The 18023-nt window shown below is 48.0% G+C and carries 11 protein-coding genes; all 11 read left to right on the forward strand.

Translation table 11 applies throughout. The features are described 5' to 3' along the window. A partial coding sequence (locus EYO21_01290) for a T9SS type A sorting domain-containing protein (GenBank protein HIB02448.1) occupies positions 1 to 3862 on the forward strand: 3862 nt, incomplete at its 5' end. 61 nt (positions 3863 to 3923) lie between these two features. After that, complete coding sequence (locus EYO21_01295; GenBank protein ID HIB02449.1) at positions 3924 to 5030, forward strand: carboxylate-amine ligase; 1107 nt, start codon at positions 3924 to 3926, stop codon at positions 5028 to 5030. A 92-nt stretch (positions 5031 to 5122) separates the two neighbouring features. Next, complete coding sequence (locus EYO21_01300; protein ID HIB02450.1) at positions 5123 to 8290, forward strand: DUF4981 domain-containing protein; 3168 nt, start codon at positions 5123 to 5125, stop codon at positions 8288 to 8290. 90 nt (positions 8291 to 8380) lie between these two features. Continuing rightward, positions 8381 to 10009: a solute:sodium symporter family transporter gene (locus EYO21_01305; GenBank protein HIB02451.1), complete on the forward strand. Its 1629-nt coding sequence runs from the start codon at positions 8381 to 8383 to the stop codon at positions 10007 to 10009. Positions 10010 to 10020: 11 nt separating this feature from the next. Next, a complete protein-coding gene (locus tag EYO21_01310; GenBank protein ID HIB02452.1) occupies positions 10021 to 11070 on the forward strand; it encodes a proline racemase in 1050 nt (349 codons plus the stop codon). 11 nt (positions 11071 to 11081) lie between these two features. Beyond that, complete coding sequence (locus tag EYO21_01315; GenBank protein ID HIB02453.1) at positions 11082 to 11300, forward strand: hypothetical protein; 219 nt, start codon at positions 11082 to 11084, stop codon at positions 11298 to 11300. Next, positions 11290 to 12717 (forward strand): sodium:solute symporter family protein, encoded by a 1428-nt coding sequence (locus EYO21_01320; GenBank protein ID HIB02454.1) that lies wholly within the window; start codon positions 11290 to 11292, stop codon positions 12715 to 12717. The genes EYO21_01315 and EYO21_01320 overlap by 11 nt, the downstream gene beginning before the upstream one ends. A 3-nt stretch (positions 12718 to 12720) precedes the next feature. Next, positions 12721 to 14202, forward strand: a complete 1482-nt coding sequence (locus EYO21_01325; protein ID HIB02455.1) for a hypothetical protein — start codon at positions 12721 to 12723, stop codon at positions 14200 to 14202. Between the two features lie 12 nt (positions 14203 to 14214). Beyond that, the gene (locus tag EYO21_01330; protein HIB02456.1) at positions 14215 to 15351 is read left to right on the forward strand and encodes a thiolase family protein; all 1137 of its coding nucleotides are present in this window, start codon (positions 14215 to 14217) and stop codon (positions 15349 to 15351) included. Between the two features lie 24 nt (positions 15352 to 15375). After that, positions 15376 to 16533, forward strand: a complete 1158-nt coding sequence (locus EYO21_01335; protein ID HIB02457.1) for a hypothetical protein — start codon at positions 15376 to 15378, stop codon at positions 16531 to 16533. Next, the gene (locus EYO21_01340; GenBank protein ID HIB02458.1) at positions 16530 to 18023 is read left to right on the forward strand and encodes a hypothetical protein; all 1494 of its coding nucleotides are present in this window, start codon (positions 16530 to 16532) and stop codon (positions 18021 to 18023) included. The genes EYO21_01335 and EYO21_01340 overlap by 4 nt, the downstream gene beginning before the upstream one ends.

Raw genomic sequence — 18023 nt, forward strand, 5'->3', positions numbered from 1 at the left:
TGTCATTTTGTTAAGCACTGCGACCGCACCCACCTCTCAAGCAGTTCATGAACATTCGGGTGTTGGTATAGTTGCGTATGGCAGTGATGAAAATCTTTCTGCCGCGACGGAGGCGTCCCTTTCAATCTCAGGTTTGACAGCAAGCACTGATTATTCTATCTATGTGGTTTTGGAATACAATGAAGAGCTTCAGTCAAGTCCCACAAGAATAGACATTTCCACAGACGTGGTTGCGCCGGCTTTTGCCAGTGGTTATCCAGCCATAAGTAATGAAGGTCAGACATCATTCACTCTCAAAGTGAAAGCGGGGGAAGCCGGAACGGCATACTATGTGGTTCTGGCTGATGGAGCAACACGCCCTGATACGACAAAGATTAAGGCCGGGGACGATGCCAGCGGAACTGACGCTACCGCAAGCGGAAAAATGACCATTGCGGCCAGCGTTGAGAATACAGCCAGTATTACTGGCCTTACGGCGGGAATCAGTTACGATGTCTGGGTAACGGCGGAGGATGCCAACGGCAACATTACAACAGCATCGAAGAAAGATGTGACTACCCTTGCGCTCCCGAAAAAACTGACCGTGAAGCAGGATGGGAGCGGTGATTATCCAACCATTTCATCCGCCATTAGTGCCGCATCAAGCGCAACTGCAGATACGGTTGTGGTCTATGCCGGGACTTATCAAGAGAATGTGAATTTCGGTGGAAAAAATCTGGTGGTCAGGAGCGATACTGGAGCGGAAAACACCATCATTACACCTTCTAACAATGGTCTTGCTATTGTCTGGTTTTACAGTGGAGAACCGTCAACGGCAAAACTGATTGGCTTTACATTAAAGGACGGTGGCGCTCTTCAGGGGAGTGCCTTGAATATTGAGACCAGTTCAAGCCCCACTATAGAAAACTGCATCATCACCAATTCAAAAGGTTATCCTGTCCGATTCTACAATTCTGCTTCCGTTATCAAGAATACACTTATTTACAACAACACCGGCGATGGAGTCTTTTATTTCGATAACTATACTACTACTTCTTATCCAGAAATCATCAACTGCACTGTAGCGAATAATACTGGTTATGGCATCCAGAACGCCAAGTCGTACAAGCCCATTGCTAAGAACAGTATTTTCTACGGGAACAGTTCCGGCGGCGCCTTTGGAAATCTGGATATCACCTATTCCATAGTTGAGGGGACTTATACAGGAACAGGTAACAAGGATTCAGATCCACTTTTTAAAGGGAGCGCAAATGCTTCTGATTACAAATTAACCGACTATTCACCGGCCATTGGTTCGGCCACTGCTACCGGTGCTCCCACAACTGATTTGGCAAGTACCAACCGAGGTTCCCCTCCGGACATAGGTGCGTACGAAAACAGCCTCAGCACGCCCCTTTCAGACACCTATGTGCCTGTAGTGAGTCACGTAAGGGAAGGCTCCGCAGGTGATCTATCTTTTATCGGTACACAGAGCCAGATGTCAGCACATTGGAATGGAAGTGATGAAGGGAGCGGAATTAGCTATTACGAGTATGCTGTTGATACTGATAATACAAATATCACCGGCAGTGTAGTAGCATGGACCAACGCAGGTACGGATACGTCCGTTACCATTACTGGGCTTAGCCTAACTGAGGGAACTACCTATTATGTTTCTGTCAGGGCTTACGATGTGGTAAAAAATGTATCGGTTGTTGTTACGAGCAACGGAGTAAAAGTGGATATAACAACACCCATCGCTGGAATAGTTGTTCACGGTACCGATACTGGTACGCACTTCTATTGGACCGGTAACAGCAGTTCAATAACAGCCACCTGGAGTGGTTTTAGCGATGCGGCTAGTGGGATAAAGGAATATGAGGTTCTTCTGCGTGATACCTTGAATAATACTAATATTGTAGACTGGACAAATACCGGTACAGCTCTAACAAAGACTTTTTCAGAGCTGACATTGGTAAATAATGGGCAGTATTATTTTAAAGTGAGAGCATCAGATCTTGTGGGGAATCTCTCGCAATTTGCCGCATCAGGTATTGTTCAGGTTGACACAGAAAAACCGGTTGTCACCACACTTGTAGAAACAGCGGAAGGTTCAGAAGAAGATATTGACTGGGTTGGGCCTGGTATGAATGTTATACATCGCTGGAAGGGTCAAGACAATGGCCAAATATTGCACTATGAGTTTTCAGCTGGAACCAGCGAAGGTGCTACAAATGTCATTGCTTGGGCGAATGTCAGTCTGGACACAACTGACACAACTTCTTCTGAGAATTATGAGGAAGGATTAACCTACTTCACCAATGTTCAGGCAAAAGATAAGGCAGATAATCTCAGCGATGTACTTACAAGTGACGGTTTTCAGTTTGATGAGACTCCGCCAAAAACCGGCAGTGTAAGCGATGGTGCATCCGCAGATATCGATTTTTCTGGATCCGAGAGTTCCATAACCTTCAACTGGACCGGTTTTGAAGATGCGGGGAGCGGTATAAATCACTATATGGTAGCCCTGGGGACGACACCGGAAGGGGAGGATGTTCTTGAGTTAAAAGATGTGGGCGATGTTACGAGCGAGACACTTTCAAATCTTTATCTAGATCACGGTGTTACCTACTATTGCTCAGTGATGGCCGTTGACGAAGTAGGTAACGAATCAGATCTTGTCTCATCTAACGGATTTACTGTAGACATTTATCCCGGTCCTCCCACCGTAGCAAGTTCGTCTCCGGCAGGAGAAGTGTTCCTTTCTCTCATCAGTGAATCTGAGATCGTTTTCAAGTTTTCTGAACCAGTCGATTACGGTGATTTTGACATTTGGTCAGATATGAGCGAACTCACCTTCTCTACATCGGAAGACCAGGACAGCATTGCATTTATCCTAACTCCGCCATTGACAAGTCTCGATACAGTCTACATAAACCTGAGCAATTTAACGGATCTAAGTGGGCTCACAGGGGAGGATACTCTCTTTACATTTGCCACAGAGTTAATCGCTGATTATAACCATGATCTTGTTATCGATGCCTCTGATCTATCCTCCCTGGCTAGCGGTTGGATGAATGAGGACTACACCTATGAGTTGGGTCCCGTCACTGGGGAAGCGCCTCATTTCGTTCCCCAGCTGGATGGTGATTACGATCTGAGGGACGTCATGGCCTATACCCGTATGTGGCACTGGTATCACGAAACTCCAAAGCTATTGAACCTTGCGCGGGCTAATCTGGGTGAAGAGCTTGAAGTTACGGTTAATGACAAATCGCTGGCCGTCACCATTCCCGAACATGTTATTGCGGGGCAGCTGGCTTTCCAGATGACCGGCAGTGAGGCTATTATCACACTTCCGGCAGAAAAAACTGGAGATATGATCGTGTTGAGCCACGTTGAAGAAGGCCTTCAGCAAAGTCTCATCGATTTTGCTTATCTTGGAGGTGAAGGGAAAAGAAATTTTGTTCTGCCGCTGGAGTTCGGCAGGTACAGCTCCACCATCACTGTCTCTTATGCACTCTATGCAGAGGGCGGAACCATCGACCGCCAGGGTGTGAAGACCATGGATATTACGCCTGTCCCGGTTGAATTTGTCTTAGATCAGAATTACCCTAACCCTTTCAACCCTACCACACGGATCGAGTACGGCTTGCCTGTAAATGGGCAAGTGAAACTGACTGTCTATGACCTGCTTGGCCAGGAAGTCCGCACCCTCATTCCCGGTTCGGATCAGATCGCGGGGTTCCATAATATCATGTGGGATGCTAGGGATGAGAGAGGTGTGGCCGTCAGCGCTGGTGTCTATATCTATCGCTTAGCGGTAAGGGGAGAGGACGGTCAGAAATTTTCCAGGACGAAAAAGATGGTACTCTTAAAATAGGCCTTATCAATTCCTCCTTCTTTCTTTTTTCTATTATAATTTTCACATAATTTGAATTTCCATGGATTTTCTTAAAGATCTTACCATCGGTATCGAGGAAGAATACCAGATCGTGGACAAGGAAAGCCGCGAACTGACCTCATTTGTTTCAGACTTTTTGGAACAGGGGGCGATCCTTTTTCGAGATCAGGTGAAGCCGGAATTCCTCCAGTCACAGATAGAGGTGGGGAGTAAGGTTTGCAAAAATGTTCAGGAAGGGCGGGAAGAGATCTGCCGTTTGAGGAATATAGTTGCGGAGATTGCCGAAAAAAATAACAGGATGATTGTTGCGGCAGGGACACATCCTTTCTCAAGCTGGCAGGATCAGCTGGTCACCGATAGGGAACGCTACCACGGGCTTCTCGATTCCATGCAACTGGTGGCCAAACGTCTGCTCATCTTTGGCATGCATATTCATGTAGGTATCGAAGACAGGGATCTACAGATAGATATCATGAACCAGATGAGTTATTTCATGCCCCATATTCTGACCCTATCAACTTCTTCTCCTTTCTGGCTGGGTGAGAAAACAGGTTTCAAGTCTTACCGCAGTATCGTGTTTGAAGATCTTCCCAGAACGGGAATACCTGAAAGGTTTGATTCAGCCCTGGAATATGATAAATATGTGAATACCCTCATTGATTGCGGCAGTATCGATGAGCCTTCCAAGATATGGTGGGATATCCGTCCGCATTCGAAGTTTCCCACACTGGAATTCAGAATCTGTGATTGTACCACCAAGGTGGATGAGGTGATAGCCATTGCGGCCCTGATTCAGGCCCTGGTTGCAAAACTGATCCAGTATCGAAGAAACAACCAGACATGGCGAACCTACCGTCCTTCCATGATTGCTGAGAACAAGTGGCGAGCAATGAAGGATGGGATTAATGGGAGTCTCATCGATTTTGGAAAAAAGACAGAAGGGCTTGTCCCTTCACTGATTGAAGAAATTATTGATCTGGTGGATGACGTTTTAGACCCTCTTGGTACCAGAGAAGAAGTGGAATATGTCCGGACTATATTGAAAAATGGAGCCAGTGCTGACAGGCAGCTAACCTGTTTTGAGAAAACCGGCAGTATGAAATCGGTGGTGGACCAGCTGGGGGCTGAGACTTTGGAAGGAATCTGAAGCAACACAACCCGTATCTTTTGCTTTAAACCCGATTTTTCAGATCGGGTTTATTGTTTTCTGAGCTATTTCTATCAGTTATTTTCTCCCTCATGTCATTACCGTTCTTCAAATGTCCAACCCATTTGCGAACCAAATGGCTCATCACAATTTACTTGCTTCAGCTTTTCACAGGATGCGCAAGGGATGATCTTTACAGAAGCGAATGGCAAACACCTTCCATTTTATCAGTTAACCGTCTTCCAGCCAGAGCGTCATTCTTTCCTTTCGAAAGTGAAGAGCTGGCCCTGGAGAATGATCCCCGGAAATCATCCCGTTTTGTCTCTCTCAACGGAAGGTGGAAGTTTCACTATGCAATCAATCCGGACGATGCTCCCGGACGATTCTGGGCCCGTGAGTCGAAGATAGATAATTGGTCTGAGATCAGTGTCCCAGGCAGCTGGGAGTTACAGGGATTCGGTGTTCCTATTTATTTAGATGAGGAGTACCCGTTTGATCCCGATCCGCCCAGAGTGCCCCATCACTATAATGCGATCGGTTCATACTTCCGTACGTTCACTTTTCCCGATGGGTGGATTGACCAGAGAGTCATCATCCATTTCGGCTCTGTACGGTCGGCCATGTATCTGTGGGTTAATGGAAAAGAGGTAGGTTATGCCCAGGGGTCCAAGCTGCCGCACGAGTTTGATATTACTGATTATGTGAACCGGGGTGAAAACAGGGTGGCGGTTCGGGTCTACCGCTTTTCCGACGCTTCCTATCTTGAAGGGCAGGACACTTGGCGAGCCAGCGGCTTAGAAAGAGAAGTCTATCTTTATGCTCGTCCCACTACCCAGTTTGAAGATTTCTCAGTAGTGGGCGATCTAGATGCACTCTACACAACTGGTCTTTTTTCTGTCAGTGTAAAGGTTGCGGTGTCGGAGAAGCTTGAAGGATTAAGTTTAGAGGCATCTCTGTCAAAGCAGAGTGAAAACCAACCTGTTCTTACCTGGTCCAAAAAAGTCCCTCCCGAAATCGGTACAGTTGCTTTAAACGGACAAGTTGATGACGTGGCCAAGTGGACAGCAGAGACGCCGAATCTGTACCGATTGCATTTGACACTGAAGAAAGCTGACGAAGTTCTGGAATCGACATCGGTCTGGATCGGTTTCAGAAAAGTGGAAATGAAGGGCGGACAGCTGCTATTGAACGGGAAACCGCTTATGTTCCGTGGTGTTAACCGTCATGAACATGATCCTGTCAGGGGCAGGGCTGTATCGGAGAAATCCATGGTCCGGGACATAGAACTGATGAAACAGTTTAACATCAATGCCGTCCGGGCAAGCCACTACCCAAACCATCCTTTGTGGTATGAACTGTGCGACCGGTATGGTCTGTACATCATTGATGAGGCGAACCTGGAAGCACACGGTATGCAGTTTCACGCTAACAGTTACGGTGAGTTAGCTGACAATCCCGAATGGGAAAAGGCATGGCTGGACCGCGGGCTGAGAATGATGGCTCGTGACAAAAATCATCCTTCCATCATTATGTGGTCCATGGGGAATGAAGCGGGAGATGGAGAAAATTTCAGAACAATGTATGCCGCTATGAAGAAAGCAGATCCCACACGACCGGTGGCCTATGAACCGGCAGGGCTGAACAGTCACACTGATGTGGTGTTTCCTATGTATAAGTCCATTGAGTACATCAGGGATTATGCTGAGAACCATAATAATACTAGGCCCCTCATTCTGTGCGAGTACGCCCATGCCATGGGAAACAGTGTCGGCAATCTTCAGGACTATTGGGATACCATGGATGAATATGATCAACTCCAGGGCGGTTTCATCTGGGACTGGGTGGATCAGACATTCCTGAAAAAAGCTGAAGACGGTTCGCCTTACTGGGCTTACGGTGGTGATTTTGTTCATGAGCACGTTGAGGATGATTCGAACTTCTGCGCCAACGGTCTCATGGCAGCTGACCGGTCACCCAACCCTCATGCGTGGGAAGTAAAAAAAGTTTATCAACCGGTAAAATTTGATCTGGAAAATTGGGAAGAGGGAAAAATTGCTGTACTGAATCGCTACAATTATAACGACCTTTCTCATCTCGACTTCATATGGGAGATTCATAGAAATGGATATCTTATGGGAAATGGTCGCTTTGAAGTTCCAAAAATCTTAGCCGGGGAACATCAGCAAGTGTCAGTCAACTTTCCTGAGCTGAACCCAAAACCAGGCGGTGAGTACTTTCTGACTCTCCGGGCAAACTCCAGACACAGTGATGCCGTATTACCAGCTGGACATGAGGTGGCTTGGGACCAGTTCAGATTACCAATAAACTCACCCGCCGTGGCAAAGGCTGAGAAATCAGGAAGCGTGATTTTGCATCAGGGGGATAGTATAATTACGGTCATAGGTAATGATTTCGAGATCGAATTCAACAGCGAAGCGGGGAGTATGACACAGTTCTGGTATGGAGGCCAAAATCTTATACTGACAGGCCCCCTGCCAAACTTCTGGCGTGCTCCCACCGACAACGACTTGGGGAACGGTATGCCGCAACGTTTAGGGATTTGGAGAAACGCGGGAGAGGAAATGGAAGTCCGGCTTTTTCAGGGTAATATGAAAAGTGAGAAGGGGGTAGTGACCATTCAAAGGGAACATATGAAAAGCGGGTCTTCAACGAACACTGTTTACTCTATTGCGGGTGATGGAAGTGTTGAAATTCATCACAGTTTTCAAGTTGGGAGTAAAGAACTTCCAGAGCTGCCCCGTATCGGAATGATTTTTTCACTTCCCGGCGATTTCACTGAATTAAAGTGGTACGGCCGGGGACCCCACGAAAGCTACTGGGATAGAAAAACTTCCGCAGCCGTAGGTCTCTATTCTGGAATCGTTTGGGAGCAAACATTTCGATACGTTCGCCCGCAGGAAACGGGGAATAAGACCGATGTTAGGTGGATGAGTCTTTCTAACGGTAAAGTTGGTTTGAAAGTGATCGGGAATCCCACCTTTGACGGGAGTGTTCATCACTATCCTTATGATGACCTTGACCATATTCCCCACAGTCAGCGGCACGGTGCCATCCATATCCAGCCTACAGATATAGTGACATGGCTAGTAGATTACCGGCAGATGGGTCTGGGTGGTGATAACAGCTGGGGCGCCCGGACTCACCCTGAATACACTCTGCCGGCGAAAGATTACGAATACAGTTTCACCATGAAACCATTTATTGTCCAGAATGCATTAGTGGGTGGAGTAAGGGAGTGATGAAATATCTTTTATCACTTCTCCTTAAAAATGCTTATCCTAAAATAATTGCTGAGCTAGGTTGTTGATTTCCAATAAAAAAATAGATCCATGAATGTAATCTCTATTGCTTCGTTCATTTTTGCAACGGGTGCTGTTGCCATTGTTACCTATCTCATTGTAAGTAGAATGAAAAAATCAAAGAATGCTACTGAAGAATATTTCACGGGGGGTAGGGCATTGTCATGGCCCGTTGTAGGTGGTTCGCTTCTTTTGACAAACCTTTCAACAGAGCAGCTTGTAGGATTGAACGGTGATGTCTTTGGGGACAAGGCTTTGGTAGGAATTGCATGGGAAGCTTTGGCTGCATTCGCCATGATTGCAACAGCATTATTGTTTTTACCTACCTATTTAGCAAGTGGTTTTACTACGACGCCTGCGTTCCTGGAAAAACGATTTGACAAAATGACTCGATCCATGGTCTCAGGACTATTTTTGTTTGGATATATAACAGTGTTATTACCGGTCGTGTTATATACTGGATCTTTGGCACTGATCGGAATGTTTGATCTCAATTTTCCATTATGGCTAGTGGCTGCTACTATCGGAGTGCTGGGAAGTTCTTACGCCATTTTTGGGGGACTCAAATCGGTAGCAGTTAGCGATACTCTTAACGGCATTGGTCTATTAATTGGCGGGCTAGCGGTACCTGTCCTGGCTCTGATTGCTCTAGGTGGCGGTTCTCTGTTTGAAGGCTTGAGCATATTAGGAAGTGAAAATCCAGATTACTTGGCCGTTCTCACCCGCAGCAATGTTGATGGGAAGACAGTGACTGTACCCTGGCCCACGTTGCTGACGGGAATGATGTTTATTCAGGTGTTTTACTGGTCAACCAACCAGGTGATTGTTCAGCGGGCGATGGCGGCTCGCAGCCTGGAGGAAGGGCAGAAGGGAGTATTGTTTGCGTCGGCAATGAAACTGGTAGGTCCAATAATGCTCTGCTTGCCTGGCATTATAGCCCTTCATTTACCTCAATTAAATATCGATAAACAAGATCAGGTGTACGGGGCGGTAGTTCGGTACGTTCTGCCGGATTGGTCCCTTGGGCTTTTTGCGGCCGTACTTATGGGTTCTATTTTGAGTTCTTTCAACAGTGCCCTGAACAGTGCATCTACCCTTTTTTCACTACAATTTTATGAAGGCTATATCAACCCGGGTGCACAGGGAGATCAAACTGTTAAGGTGGGAAGGATTTTCAGTATAATCCTGGCTGTAGCTGCAATAATTATTGCGCCGTTACTGGCACAGTTGGAGTCAATTTTCCAGTACCTTCAGCAGGTCAACGGTCTTTATAGTGTCCCCATCATCGGAATTTTCCTTATGGGTATCCTTACCAAGCGCGTTCCTGCTCTCGCCGCCAAGGTGGGGATGCTGGTTGGCATGGGGGCTTACGCATTTTTTACTTTTGTAAACATCAAATCTGTCCCGTCCTTTTTAGCCAATGCAGATGGCGAACTTCACTTTTTACACGGCTATTTCATCAGTTTTGTGGCTGCCGTCAGCGTAATGCTGTTAATAGGTTGGATTAGACCCCGGTCTAAATCAGAAATTGCGACCAGCACAGTCTCCGTTAAGTCTCCGGTGGACATGACCCCTTGGATCTATGCCAAAACTGCTTCTTGGGCTATCATGGGCATTACAGTTATAATTTATATATTTCTTACTGGGATTTCAGGATAGCAACAATCCAAATGGACCTGATTGACATTTCAAATCTGGGGAATTGGGAGGCTCCGAAAAGCTGGTTGAAGATTTCAACAATTGATGCCCACACGGGTGGTGAACCTTTACGAATTATTACAGATGGTTTTCCTGATTTGGAGGGCACCACAGTTCTGGAAAAAAGGTCCTTTGTCCGTGAACATTACGACTATCTTCGTACTGTTTTAATGTGGGAACCGAGAGGCCATTCTGACATGTACGGTGCCATCATTGTTGAGCCCAACTCTTCTGATGCTGATTTTGGTGTCATTTTTATGCATAACGAAGGTTACTCCACGGGGTGTGGGCATGCGGTGATTGCGCTGGCGAAAGTATTTATTGAGACGGAGCTTATCCCCATGGAAGGTCCTATAACTCCTGTTGTCATGGACGTTCCTTCCGGCAGGGTATACGCCGAGGTGCTTTCTGAAAAAGGGAAAGTGACTGGTGCACAATTCCGGAATGTCCCGTCCTTTGTTCAACATCTGGATAACGAAGTTGATGTTCCGAATCTTGGTTCTGTTAAAGTTGACATCGCATTCGGCGGTGCGTTCTATGCATATGTTGATACAGTACAAATAGGACTCGACTGTTCTCCTGAAAATATTTCGAATCTCATTGAAGCAGGGATGGCCATAAAGAGAGCAGTGTCACAATCCGTGGCAGTGGATCACCCAACTGCACCAGAAATGAATTATCTTTATGGAACCATTTTCGTGGGGAAAAGCGCCAGTCCAGATCATCACAGTCGGCATGTCTGTATTTTCGCTGACGGGCAGGTAGATCGCTGTCCCACAGGGACGGGCGTCAGCGGCAGGCTGGCCATTCTCCACGCAAGAGGTGAGATTCAAATGGGGCAGATGATAACCATTGATTCGATCCTTGGTACTACGTTTACCGGACAGATCAAGGAAAAGGTGAAAGTGGGAGAGTGCGACGGTGTGATTCCCGAAGTGGGTGGCAATGCTCACATTACCGGTCGCCAGACATTCTTCATCGATCCCGATGATCCGCTGAAGGATGGCTTTATTCTTAGATAGCAGGGATTAATATGTCACAATTTTTCTCTATGGGTTCTGGTGACAGGTGGTACCTCTTGGTTATCACTTTTTTTTCAGTTGTGGCTTTCATGCCTTGGGCACGGACGGTGGAAGTAGGAGGGATGGCCGTCTTTGGTTGGCTCATGGCAATCCTTATGGTTTTCTCACCGGCAATCGCTCTAGTTCAGCTTTTCATCCGGCGGAAGCGGGGAGAGAACAATGGCCCTTGAACGGACGTTTGTAATTCTTTATCTCCTGGGATGTATTGCCATAGGTATCCTCGCTTCACGCAAAGTTTTGGCGTCCCGGGATGAATACTGGGTGGCTGGGCGGCGAATCGGGACTTGGGTGAACGCTATGGCCATAATGGCGGCGCTTGCCAGCGGCGGTTCCATCATTGGTGTTATGGGTCTGGCCTACGATCGCGGTGTCCCCTATACCTTGTCACTTTTTGCAGGGGCTGTTCTCGGTTTTCCACTGGCGTCTATTCTGGTGGCAAAGCCGCTCCGTAACTTTGGAAAATTCACTATCACAGATTTTCTCACATTCAGGTATCCCCACGTTATTTTCCGATATCTCGTTCCTACACTCATTGTTGTGAGCTTCACGGTGTACATTGTGGCACAGATGAAAGCGGTGGGAATCACCGCCCAGACATTGCTGGGGATCCCATACCAGCAAGCTGTCACTCTTTCGGCGGTTGTATTTGTTCTTTACGTCTCCATTGGAGGCATGCTGGCCATTACTTGGACAGATGTGATTCAGGGAACCCTTATGCTATTAGTGATACTTGGGACTGCCTTTGCTATGATGATGCAAAACGGGACACCCTTGGCCATCATTGCCGATGCGTCAGTTAAAGCGCCTGAACTGGGTCAGGTAGCCAATCAGCCGCTAGCCAGCTATCTAGGCTCATTCGTTATTTGGGCAGCGGCTATTCCTGTCATTCCTCACATTGTCATGCGGGTGTTTACCGCCAAAGATTCCGGAGGAGCACGGCTGTCTCTCAATATCGCCATGGTGATGTACAGCATTATGATCCTCGCAGCGGTGATGGTAATTGTTCCGGTGGGAAAGATGTCCTTTCCTAATCTTCATGATGCAGACCAAATTTTCCTGGAAGTGATGAAAAACCAGTTCCCTCCCCTTGTAAGGGGTCTTGCAGTGGCAGCGGTCATTGCGGCTGTCATGTCCACCACCGATGCTTTGCTACTGGCTTGCAGCTCGGCCATTTCCCACGACCTTCTGGGTGGTTATTTAAAGGAACACGTTTCAGAGAAAACAGAGAACATAATCAATGTGGCCATTGTCTGGGTTGTGGGTATAGCCGCCATGATTTTCGCCTACTCGCCTCCAAAACTGATCACTGAGTTTTATTCCGCCGCCATCGGTATGCTCAGCGCCGGGCTTTTTGTTCCGGTAGTTGCAGGATTGTGGTGGAAGAAAGCCAACCTTTCTGGTGGTATTGCTTCTATTGTTTTGGGAGTTGGTGTCTATCTTACCGTTCAGTTCAATCCGGATGCCCCGCCTTTGGCAGCTATCCTTTACGGACTGCCAGCGAGCGCTTTGGCCATGGTAGTCTTCAGTCAATTCGGTCCGGTTACCTCTGATGATATCCAGTCTAAAGTAGAAGGTCTCCACCGTTAAACAATGAATTCAATCGATCCCGGCATACTTTTCGGCATTAGCCTTTACCTGGCCGGTATGCTTGGGGTTGGGTTCTATGCAAGCCGTAAGATCAAAAACTCAGATGATTTTCTCCTCGCCGGTCGGCGACTTTCTCTCTGGCTCTGCACCGCCACACTGACAGCTACCTGGATGGGCGGCGGGGCCATCCTGGGCGGCGGCGGCGCCGCTTACGAGCGGGGTTTCCTTGGGGTTATTGCTGACCCCTTTGGCGCATCCCTCTGTCTCTTTCTTGCCGGTCTTTTTTATGTCAGGATGATGCGACGGATGAAACTGGTGACTATTATCGATTTCTTCGAAATGCGATTCGGCCGGACCGCCGGTATTTTTTCATCTATCATAATGATTATTGTTTTTATCGGTTGGACAGGTTCGCTGCTTGTTTCCATCGGTTTTGTTCTTCATGCATTGATGGGAATCCCGGAAAATGTGGGGATTATCATCGGTACCGTTATTGTTCTTATTTATACTGTCCTAGGAGGCATGTGGGCTGTCTCCCTCACTGACTTTTTTCAGGTGATCATCCTTATGACTGGGCTGGCTGTTGCCTTTCCTATCATTGCCCAACAGTTCGGCGGCATCCGGGAATTTTTTGCCGCTGCTCCAGAGGGTAGTTTCCGTATGTTTCCTCAGGATGCGACAATTACCGAGTGGCTCGGGTACATTCGAATGTGGATGGTGGCGGCGTTTGGCTATCTTGCTGGACAGGACTTGATCCAGAGAGCACTTTCGTCAAAGGATGAAAATGTGGCACAGAATTCAGCTTACCTGTCATCTATACTCTATTTGATATTCGGACTGCTTGCTGTACTGATGGGTATTGCCGGAAGCGTCCTCATGCCTGGGCTTGAGAACCCGGAGCTTATCATCCCGAAGTTGGCAATGGCTTATTTGCCGCCGTTAATGATAGTTGTTTTCATCAGTGCCCTTCTGGCCGCAGCCATGAGCAGTGCCGATAGTTCTATCCTCGCCACTGCTTCTGTGTTTGGCAATAATCTTGTTCCTCACCTGCCTGATAGTCTTAGAGAAAAAGGGACTCTCTGGTGGACGCGTTTCACTGTTCCAATCTCAGCCCTCATTGCCATGTTGGTAGCTCTTTATGTGGGAGAAGTGTACAATCTGTTACTAGACTCATTTTCCATTCTTTTAGTTGGACTCTTTATACCGCTGACGGCTGGAATCTGGTGGCCGAAAGCTAACACACCGGGAGGGCTCGCCTCCATGTTCAGCGGTACTTTAGCTTGGCTTCTCTTTATGTGGCTTACGCCTACACTGCCGGCTGACGTAATCGGGTGGTGTGTTGGTCTGGCGATGTTGGTAATCGTTTCTCTCATCTCTTCAAAGTCTTCACCTGCACTTCCTCTTAGTGATGTGAATGGAAACGGGTTGGAATACAAAGACCGCTTGGGCACACTTTCTCCTTTCAATCAAACACCGGTGACCTAAGAAAGTATAACCGTGATAAAATCGGTCATTGTCGATGCTGTCCGTTCACCTATTGGTGTAAAACGAGGCCGAATGGCAGACAACATCCGTCCAGATGAACTCACAGCTCAAATACTTAAAGTGTTACTTGAAAGAAACCCCAATTTACCTCTACAAAATATAGAAGATATAATTTTGGGATGTGGTTATCCTGAAGGGAGCCAAGGGATGCTTTTGGCCCGCTCAGCGGCGATCCTGGCTGGAATTCCCATCGAGACTGGGGCCAAAGTGGTGAACCGCCTGTGCGGCTCATCTATGGATGCGATTCATCAGATCAGCAGGGCGGTAGAAATTGGTGATCTTGAAGCGGGAATCGCAGCTGGCGTGGAGGATATGTTCAGCATACCAAGGGGCGGCTTCAATCCCGATTACCATCCAGAATTGGAAAAACAGAATTACTATATCGAAATGGGGTTGACGGCGGAGAACTTGGCAGCGGAACTCAACATATCCCGGGAGGATCAAGAGGCCTTTTCCATAGCGTCCCATGAAAAGGCCCTGGCGGCACAAGCCGAAGGCCGCTTCCACCATGAAATTGTCCCCGTGGAATTGGAGGACGGAACAACCGTCGAAGCAGATGAAGGACCCCGTACGCCCGATTTGGAAAAGATTCGGTCATTGAAACCTGCTTTTTTCAATGAAGGTACGGTAACCGCCGCCACAAGTTCACCCTTGTCCATTGGGGCTGGTGCAGCCATTGTCACGAGCCGCCAGTTTGCTGAAAATCATAGTCTGAAAGTTCGGGCTGAGATCGTCTCCCGAACTGTGTTAGGTGTGGAGTGGGAGCGGATGGGTATAGGACCGCTGCCAGCAACTGAAAAAGCGGTTAGCTTGGCTGGTCTCAGTCTAGACGATATTGACGTTATGGAACTGAATGAAGCCTTCGCTGCTCAGGCACTTTATGTTATCAGAAAAGGTGACTGGTCCGAGGAGAAGATTAATCTAAACGGTGGCGCCATCGCCCTGGGACATCCCCTTGGCTGCTCCGGCGTTCGTATCCTGACAACTCTCATCAATGTGATGGAACAGCGGAAGGCGACCTACGGGCTTGCAACCATGTGCATCGGGAAAGGGCAAGGGATCACAACCATTCTTCGCAGACCGACTTAGTTTTCCCTAAATTTCTATCTCATCATGAAAACCGATGTAGCACCCTACACTCTACCATGGTATTGTTCAGCTGTCACCTTGGCAGCAACGGCCATCGTAATCGGTCTCCAATGGGACATTTCATGGCATGAAACCATCGGCCGGGATACTTTCTGGACGCTGGCTCATATCGTTATCTACATTGGCGGGATCATTGGTGGCCTCACCGGCGGTATTCTCGTGTTAAGAGCTTCATTTGGCGGTCCGTCGCCTCTTAGGGATGCATCGGTGAAAGTGTGGGGCTTCCGGGGTCCTCTTGGCGCATGGGTTTGCATTTGGGGAGCCGTTGCCATGCTCACATCTGCGCCCTTCGACGACTGGTGGCACAACGCCTACGGGCTCGATGTGCAAATCATCTCCCCGCCTCACATGGTTTTGGCGGCTGGTTTTTTCTCGACCATTTTCGGAGCCATGTTCCTTCTTGCGGCCTGCCAGAACAGGACAAAATCCGAGGTTGTCCTTAACACCATGTATGCCTATACGGGGGGTGTTCTTATCCTCATGCTTGTGATCCTCACAATGGAATACATGTTTCCCAACAAGCAGCACTCACAGGAGTTCTTCAACGTTTCTGCTATTGTATTTCCTTTTGCGCTCGCGATGATCGGGAAATCGAGCGGACTTCCATGGCCCGCCACAACTGCTTCACTCATCTTTACCATTCATCGTCTGTTGATTATCTGGGTCCTGCCCCTTTTTCCGGGTGAACCTCAACTGGCACCCATCTACCGTGAGATCACCCATTTTGTCGCGCCTCCTTTCCCACCACTCCTTATCGTGCCCTCAGTTGCGATTGATTATATTTTGAAGAAAGCCGATCTTAAGAATGACTGGCTTGCTGCTGGGCTGTGTGGTGTTTTTTTTGCTGGGATCTACTTCCTAGTTCACTGGCCATTCGCCGAGTTTTTACTCTCCGAGAATGGTAGAAACTGGTTCTTTGCCACTCATGTGAACAAACCTTACTGGGCTCCTATAGGTCCGAATGATTACGACTTTTGGCAATACGATTACAGTCCTCTGGGCGGGGCCATCCCTCTTACGGTTGTTTCTTTCGCTGGGATTCTAAAAACTGTCTTGATGGCCGCAGGTTCCAGCCTTGTCGGTATTTGGAGCGGGAGCTGGCTGAGCAGACTCAAAAGATGAAGTGGTTTTCTGTTGTTTTCGGTATTTTCCTGGCGGTCAGTCATTTGATGGGCCATGTGGGTAACCTCAACGTTTTCTATGAAGGGACTGCAGGGCCTTATCCCGTACGCGTCATCATTCGACCTCCGGGTGTGGTTCCAGGTCTAGCGGAGATTACCGTTCGCGCTCTGGGGGAAGGAGTCAACCGCGTCACGGTTCAGCCCATCAAGTTCGATGCCGGACCTGAAGGGGCACCACCGCCGGATGAAGCTGTACAAATCTCTGATGACAAATTGTTGTACAGCAGTGAATTGTGGCTCATGGATTTCGGTTCCTATAGTGTCAATGTGCATCTGTATGGGGAGAAAGGTCATGGAACAGTCATCGTCCCCGTTAATTCAATCGCCACGCGAACGCTAGAAATGGCCGCTAGCCTGAAAGCAATTCTCTTGATCTTGATGATCTTGCTTGTTGGAGGCGGTGTCTCCGTTATCGCCGCCGCGGCGAGGGAGAGCACCTTTGAAACTGGTCAGCAGCCGAATAATGCACAAATAAGGCGAGGCCGGATCGCTTTCTTAGTTGGTGCGATTTTTTGTGTTGGAATGCTTCTTGGTGGTAGGAACTGGTGGAGTACCGTGGAGGCCCAGTACCGGGCTAATATGTTTAAACCGTTAAAGATAGAGTCCCAGGTCCGTCTGGAGAACAAAGTCAGAATCCTTTCTGTTAATATAGTAGACGATCGGTGGACATCCGGTCGCTTGCCACCTCTCATTCCAGATCATGGCAAGATGATGCACATGTACTTTATCCGACTGCCGGAATTCGACGGCTTTGCCCACATTCATCCGAAGGTCCAGAGCGATGACCAGTTCGATGTGATTGTGCCGCCCCTCCCTGATGGGGAGTACGCCATTTTTGCCGATATCACTCATGAAACAGGTTTCTCTCAGACCTTAATAGATACTGTTACAGTGCCGGAATATCATCCCGATGAAGAGTTGCTCAGCGCGTCCCTGGAGCGCGATATGGATGATTCGTGGCGGGAAATCAAACCGTACCGTAAGACTGCTCAAAGCAAAGACGTCAGTTTTCTTGAGGATGGATCGACAATGACATGGTTGAATATGCCTGATGAGATTGCCATCGATGAGGAACTGGAGTGGCAATTCAGAGTCAATCTCTCTAGTGGCTCACCCGCAGTTCTGGAGCCCTACATGGGGATGATGAGCCACTGTGCCGTACTCAGGACAGATGGAAAAGTCTTTGTTCACATGCATCCCACCGGTACCATCTCCATGGCTTCGCAGATGCTGTTTGAGAGACAGGCCGGAGAGATGGATCATTCCATGCATGGCCAAATGCAGGGAAATGAAAACCAAAAAGGAACGGTTACCTTCCCACCCTTTGAATTCTCTGAAGCGGGTGATTACCGAATATGGATTCAGGTGAAAGTGGGTGGGAAAGTGTTGAGCGGTTACTTTGATATGAAAGTTAATCCGCCAAGAACGTAA

The sequence above is a fragment of the Candidatus Neomarinimicrobiota bacterium genome (genome assembly GCA_012964825.1).
In the GTDB taxonomy this organism is placed as follows: domain Bacteria; phylum Fidelibacterota; class Marinisomatia; order Marinisomatales; family S15-B10; genus UBA2125.

What these genes read in the sequence shown, in the direction of transcription:
- EYO21_01305 (HIB02451.1), top strand. Translation starts at nt 8,381, where the DNA reads ATGAATGTAATCTCTATTGCTTCGTTCATTTTTGCAACGGGTGCTGTT.
- EYO21_01335 (HIB02457.1), top strand. Translation starts at nt 15,376, where the DNA reads ATGAAAACCGATGTAGCACCCTACACTCTACCATGGTATTGTTCAGCT.
- EYO21_01310 (HIB02452.1), top strand. Translation starts at nt 10,021, where the DNA reads ATGGACCTGATTGACATTTCAAATCTGGGGAATTGGGAGGCTCCGAAA.
- EYO21_01320 (HIB02454.1), top strand. Translation starts at nt 11,290, where the DNA reads ATGGCCCTTGAACGGACGTTTGTAATTCTTTATCTCCTGGGATGTATT.
- EYO21_01300 (HIB02450.1), top strand. Translation starts at nt 5,123, where the DNA reads ATGTCATTACCGTTCTTCAAATGTCCAACCCATTTGCGAACCAAATGG.
- EYO21_01325 (HIB02455.1), top strand. Translation starts at nt 12,721, where the DNA reads ATGAATTCAATCGATCCCGGCATACTTTTCGGCATTAGCCTTTACCTG.
- EYO21_01340 (HIB02458.1), top strand. Translation starts at nt 16,530, where the DNA reads ATGAAGTGGTTTTCTGTTGTTTTCGGTATTTTCCTGGCGGTCAGTCAT.
- EYO21_01315 (HIB02453.1), top strand. Translation starts at nt 11,082, where the DNA reads ATGTCACAATTTTTCTCTATGGGTTCTGGTGACAGGTGGTACCTCTTG.
- EYO21_01295 (HIB02449.1), top strand. Translation starts at nt 3,924, where the DNA reads ATGGATTTTCTTAAAGATCTTACCATCGGTATCGAGGAAGAATACCAG.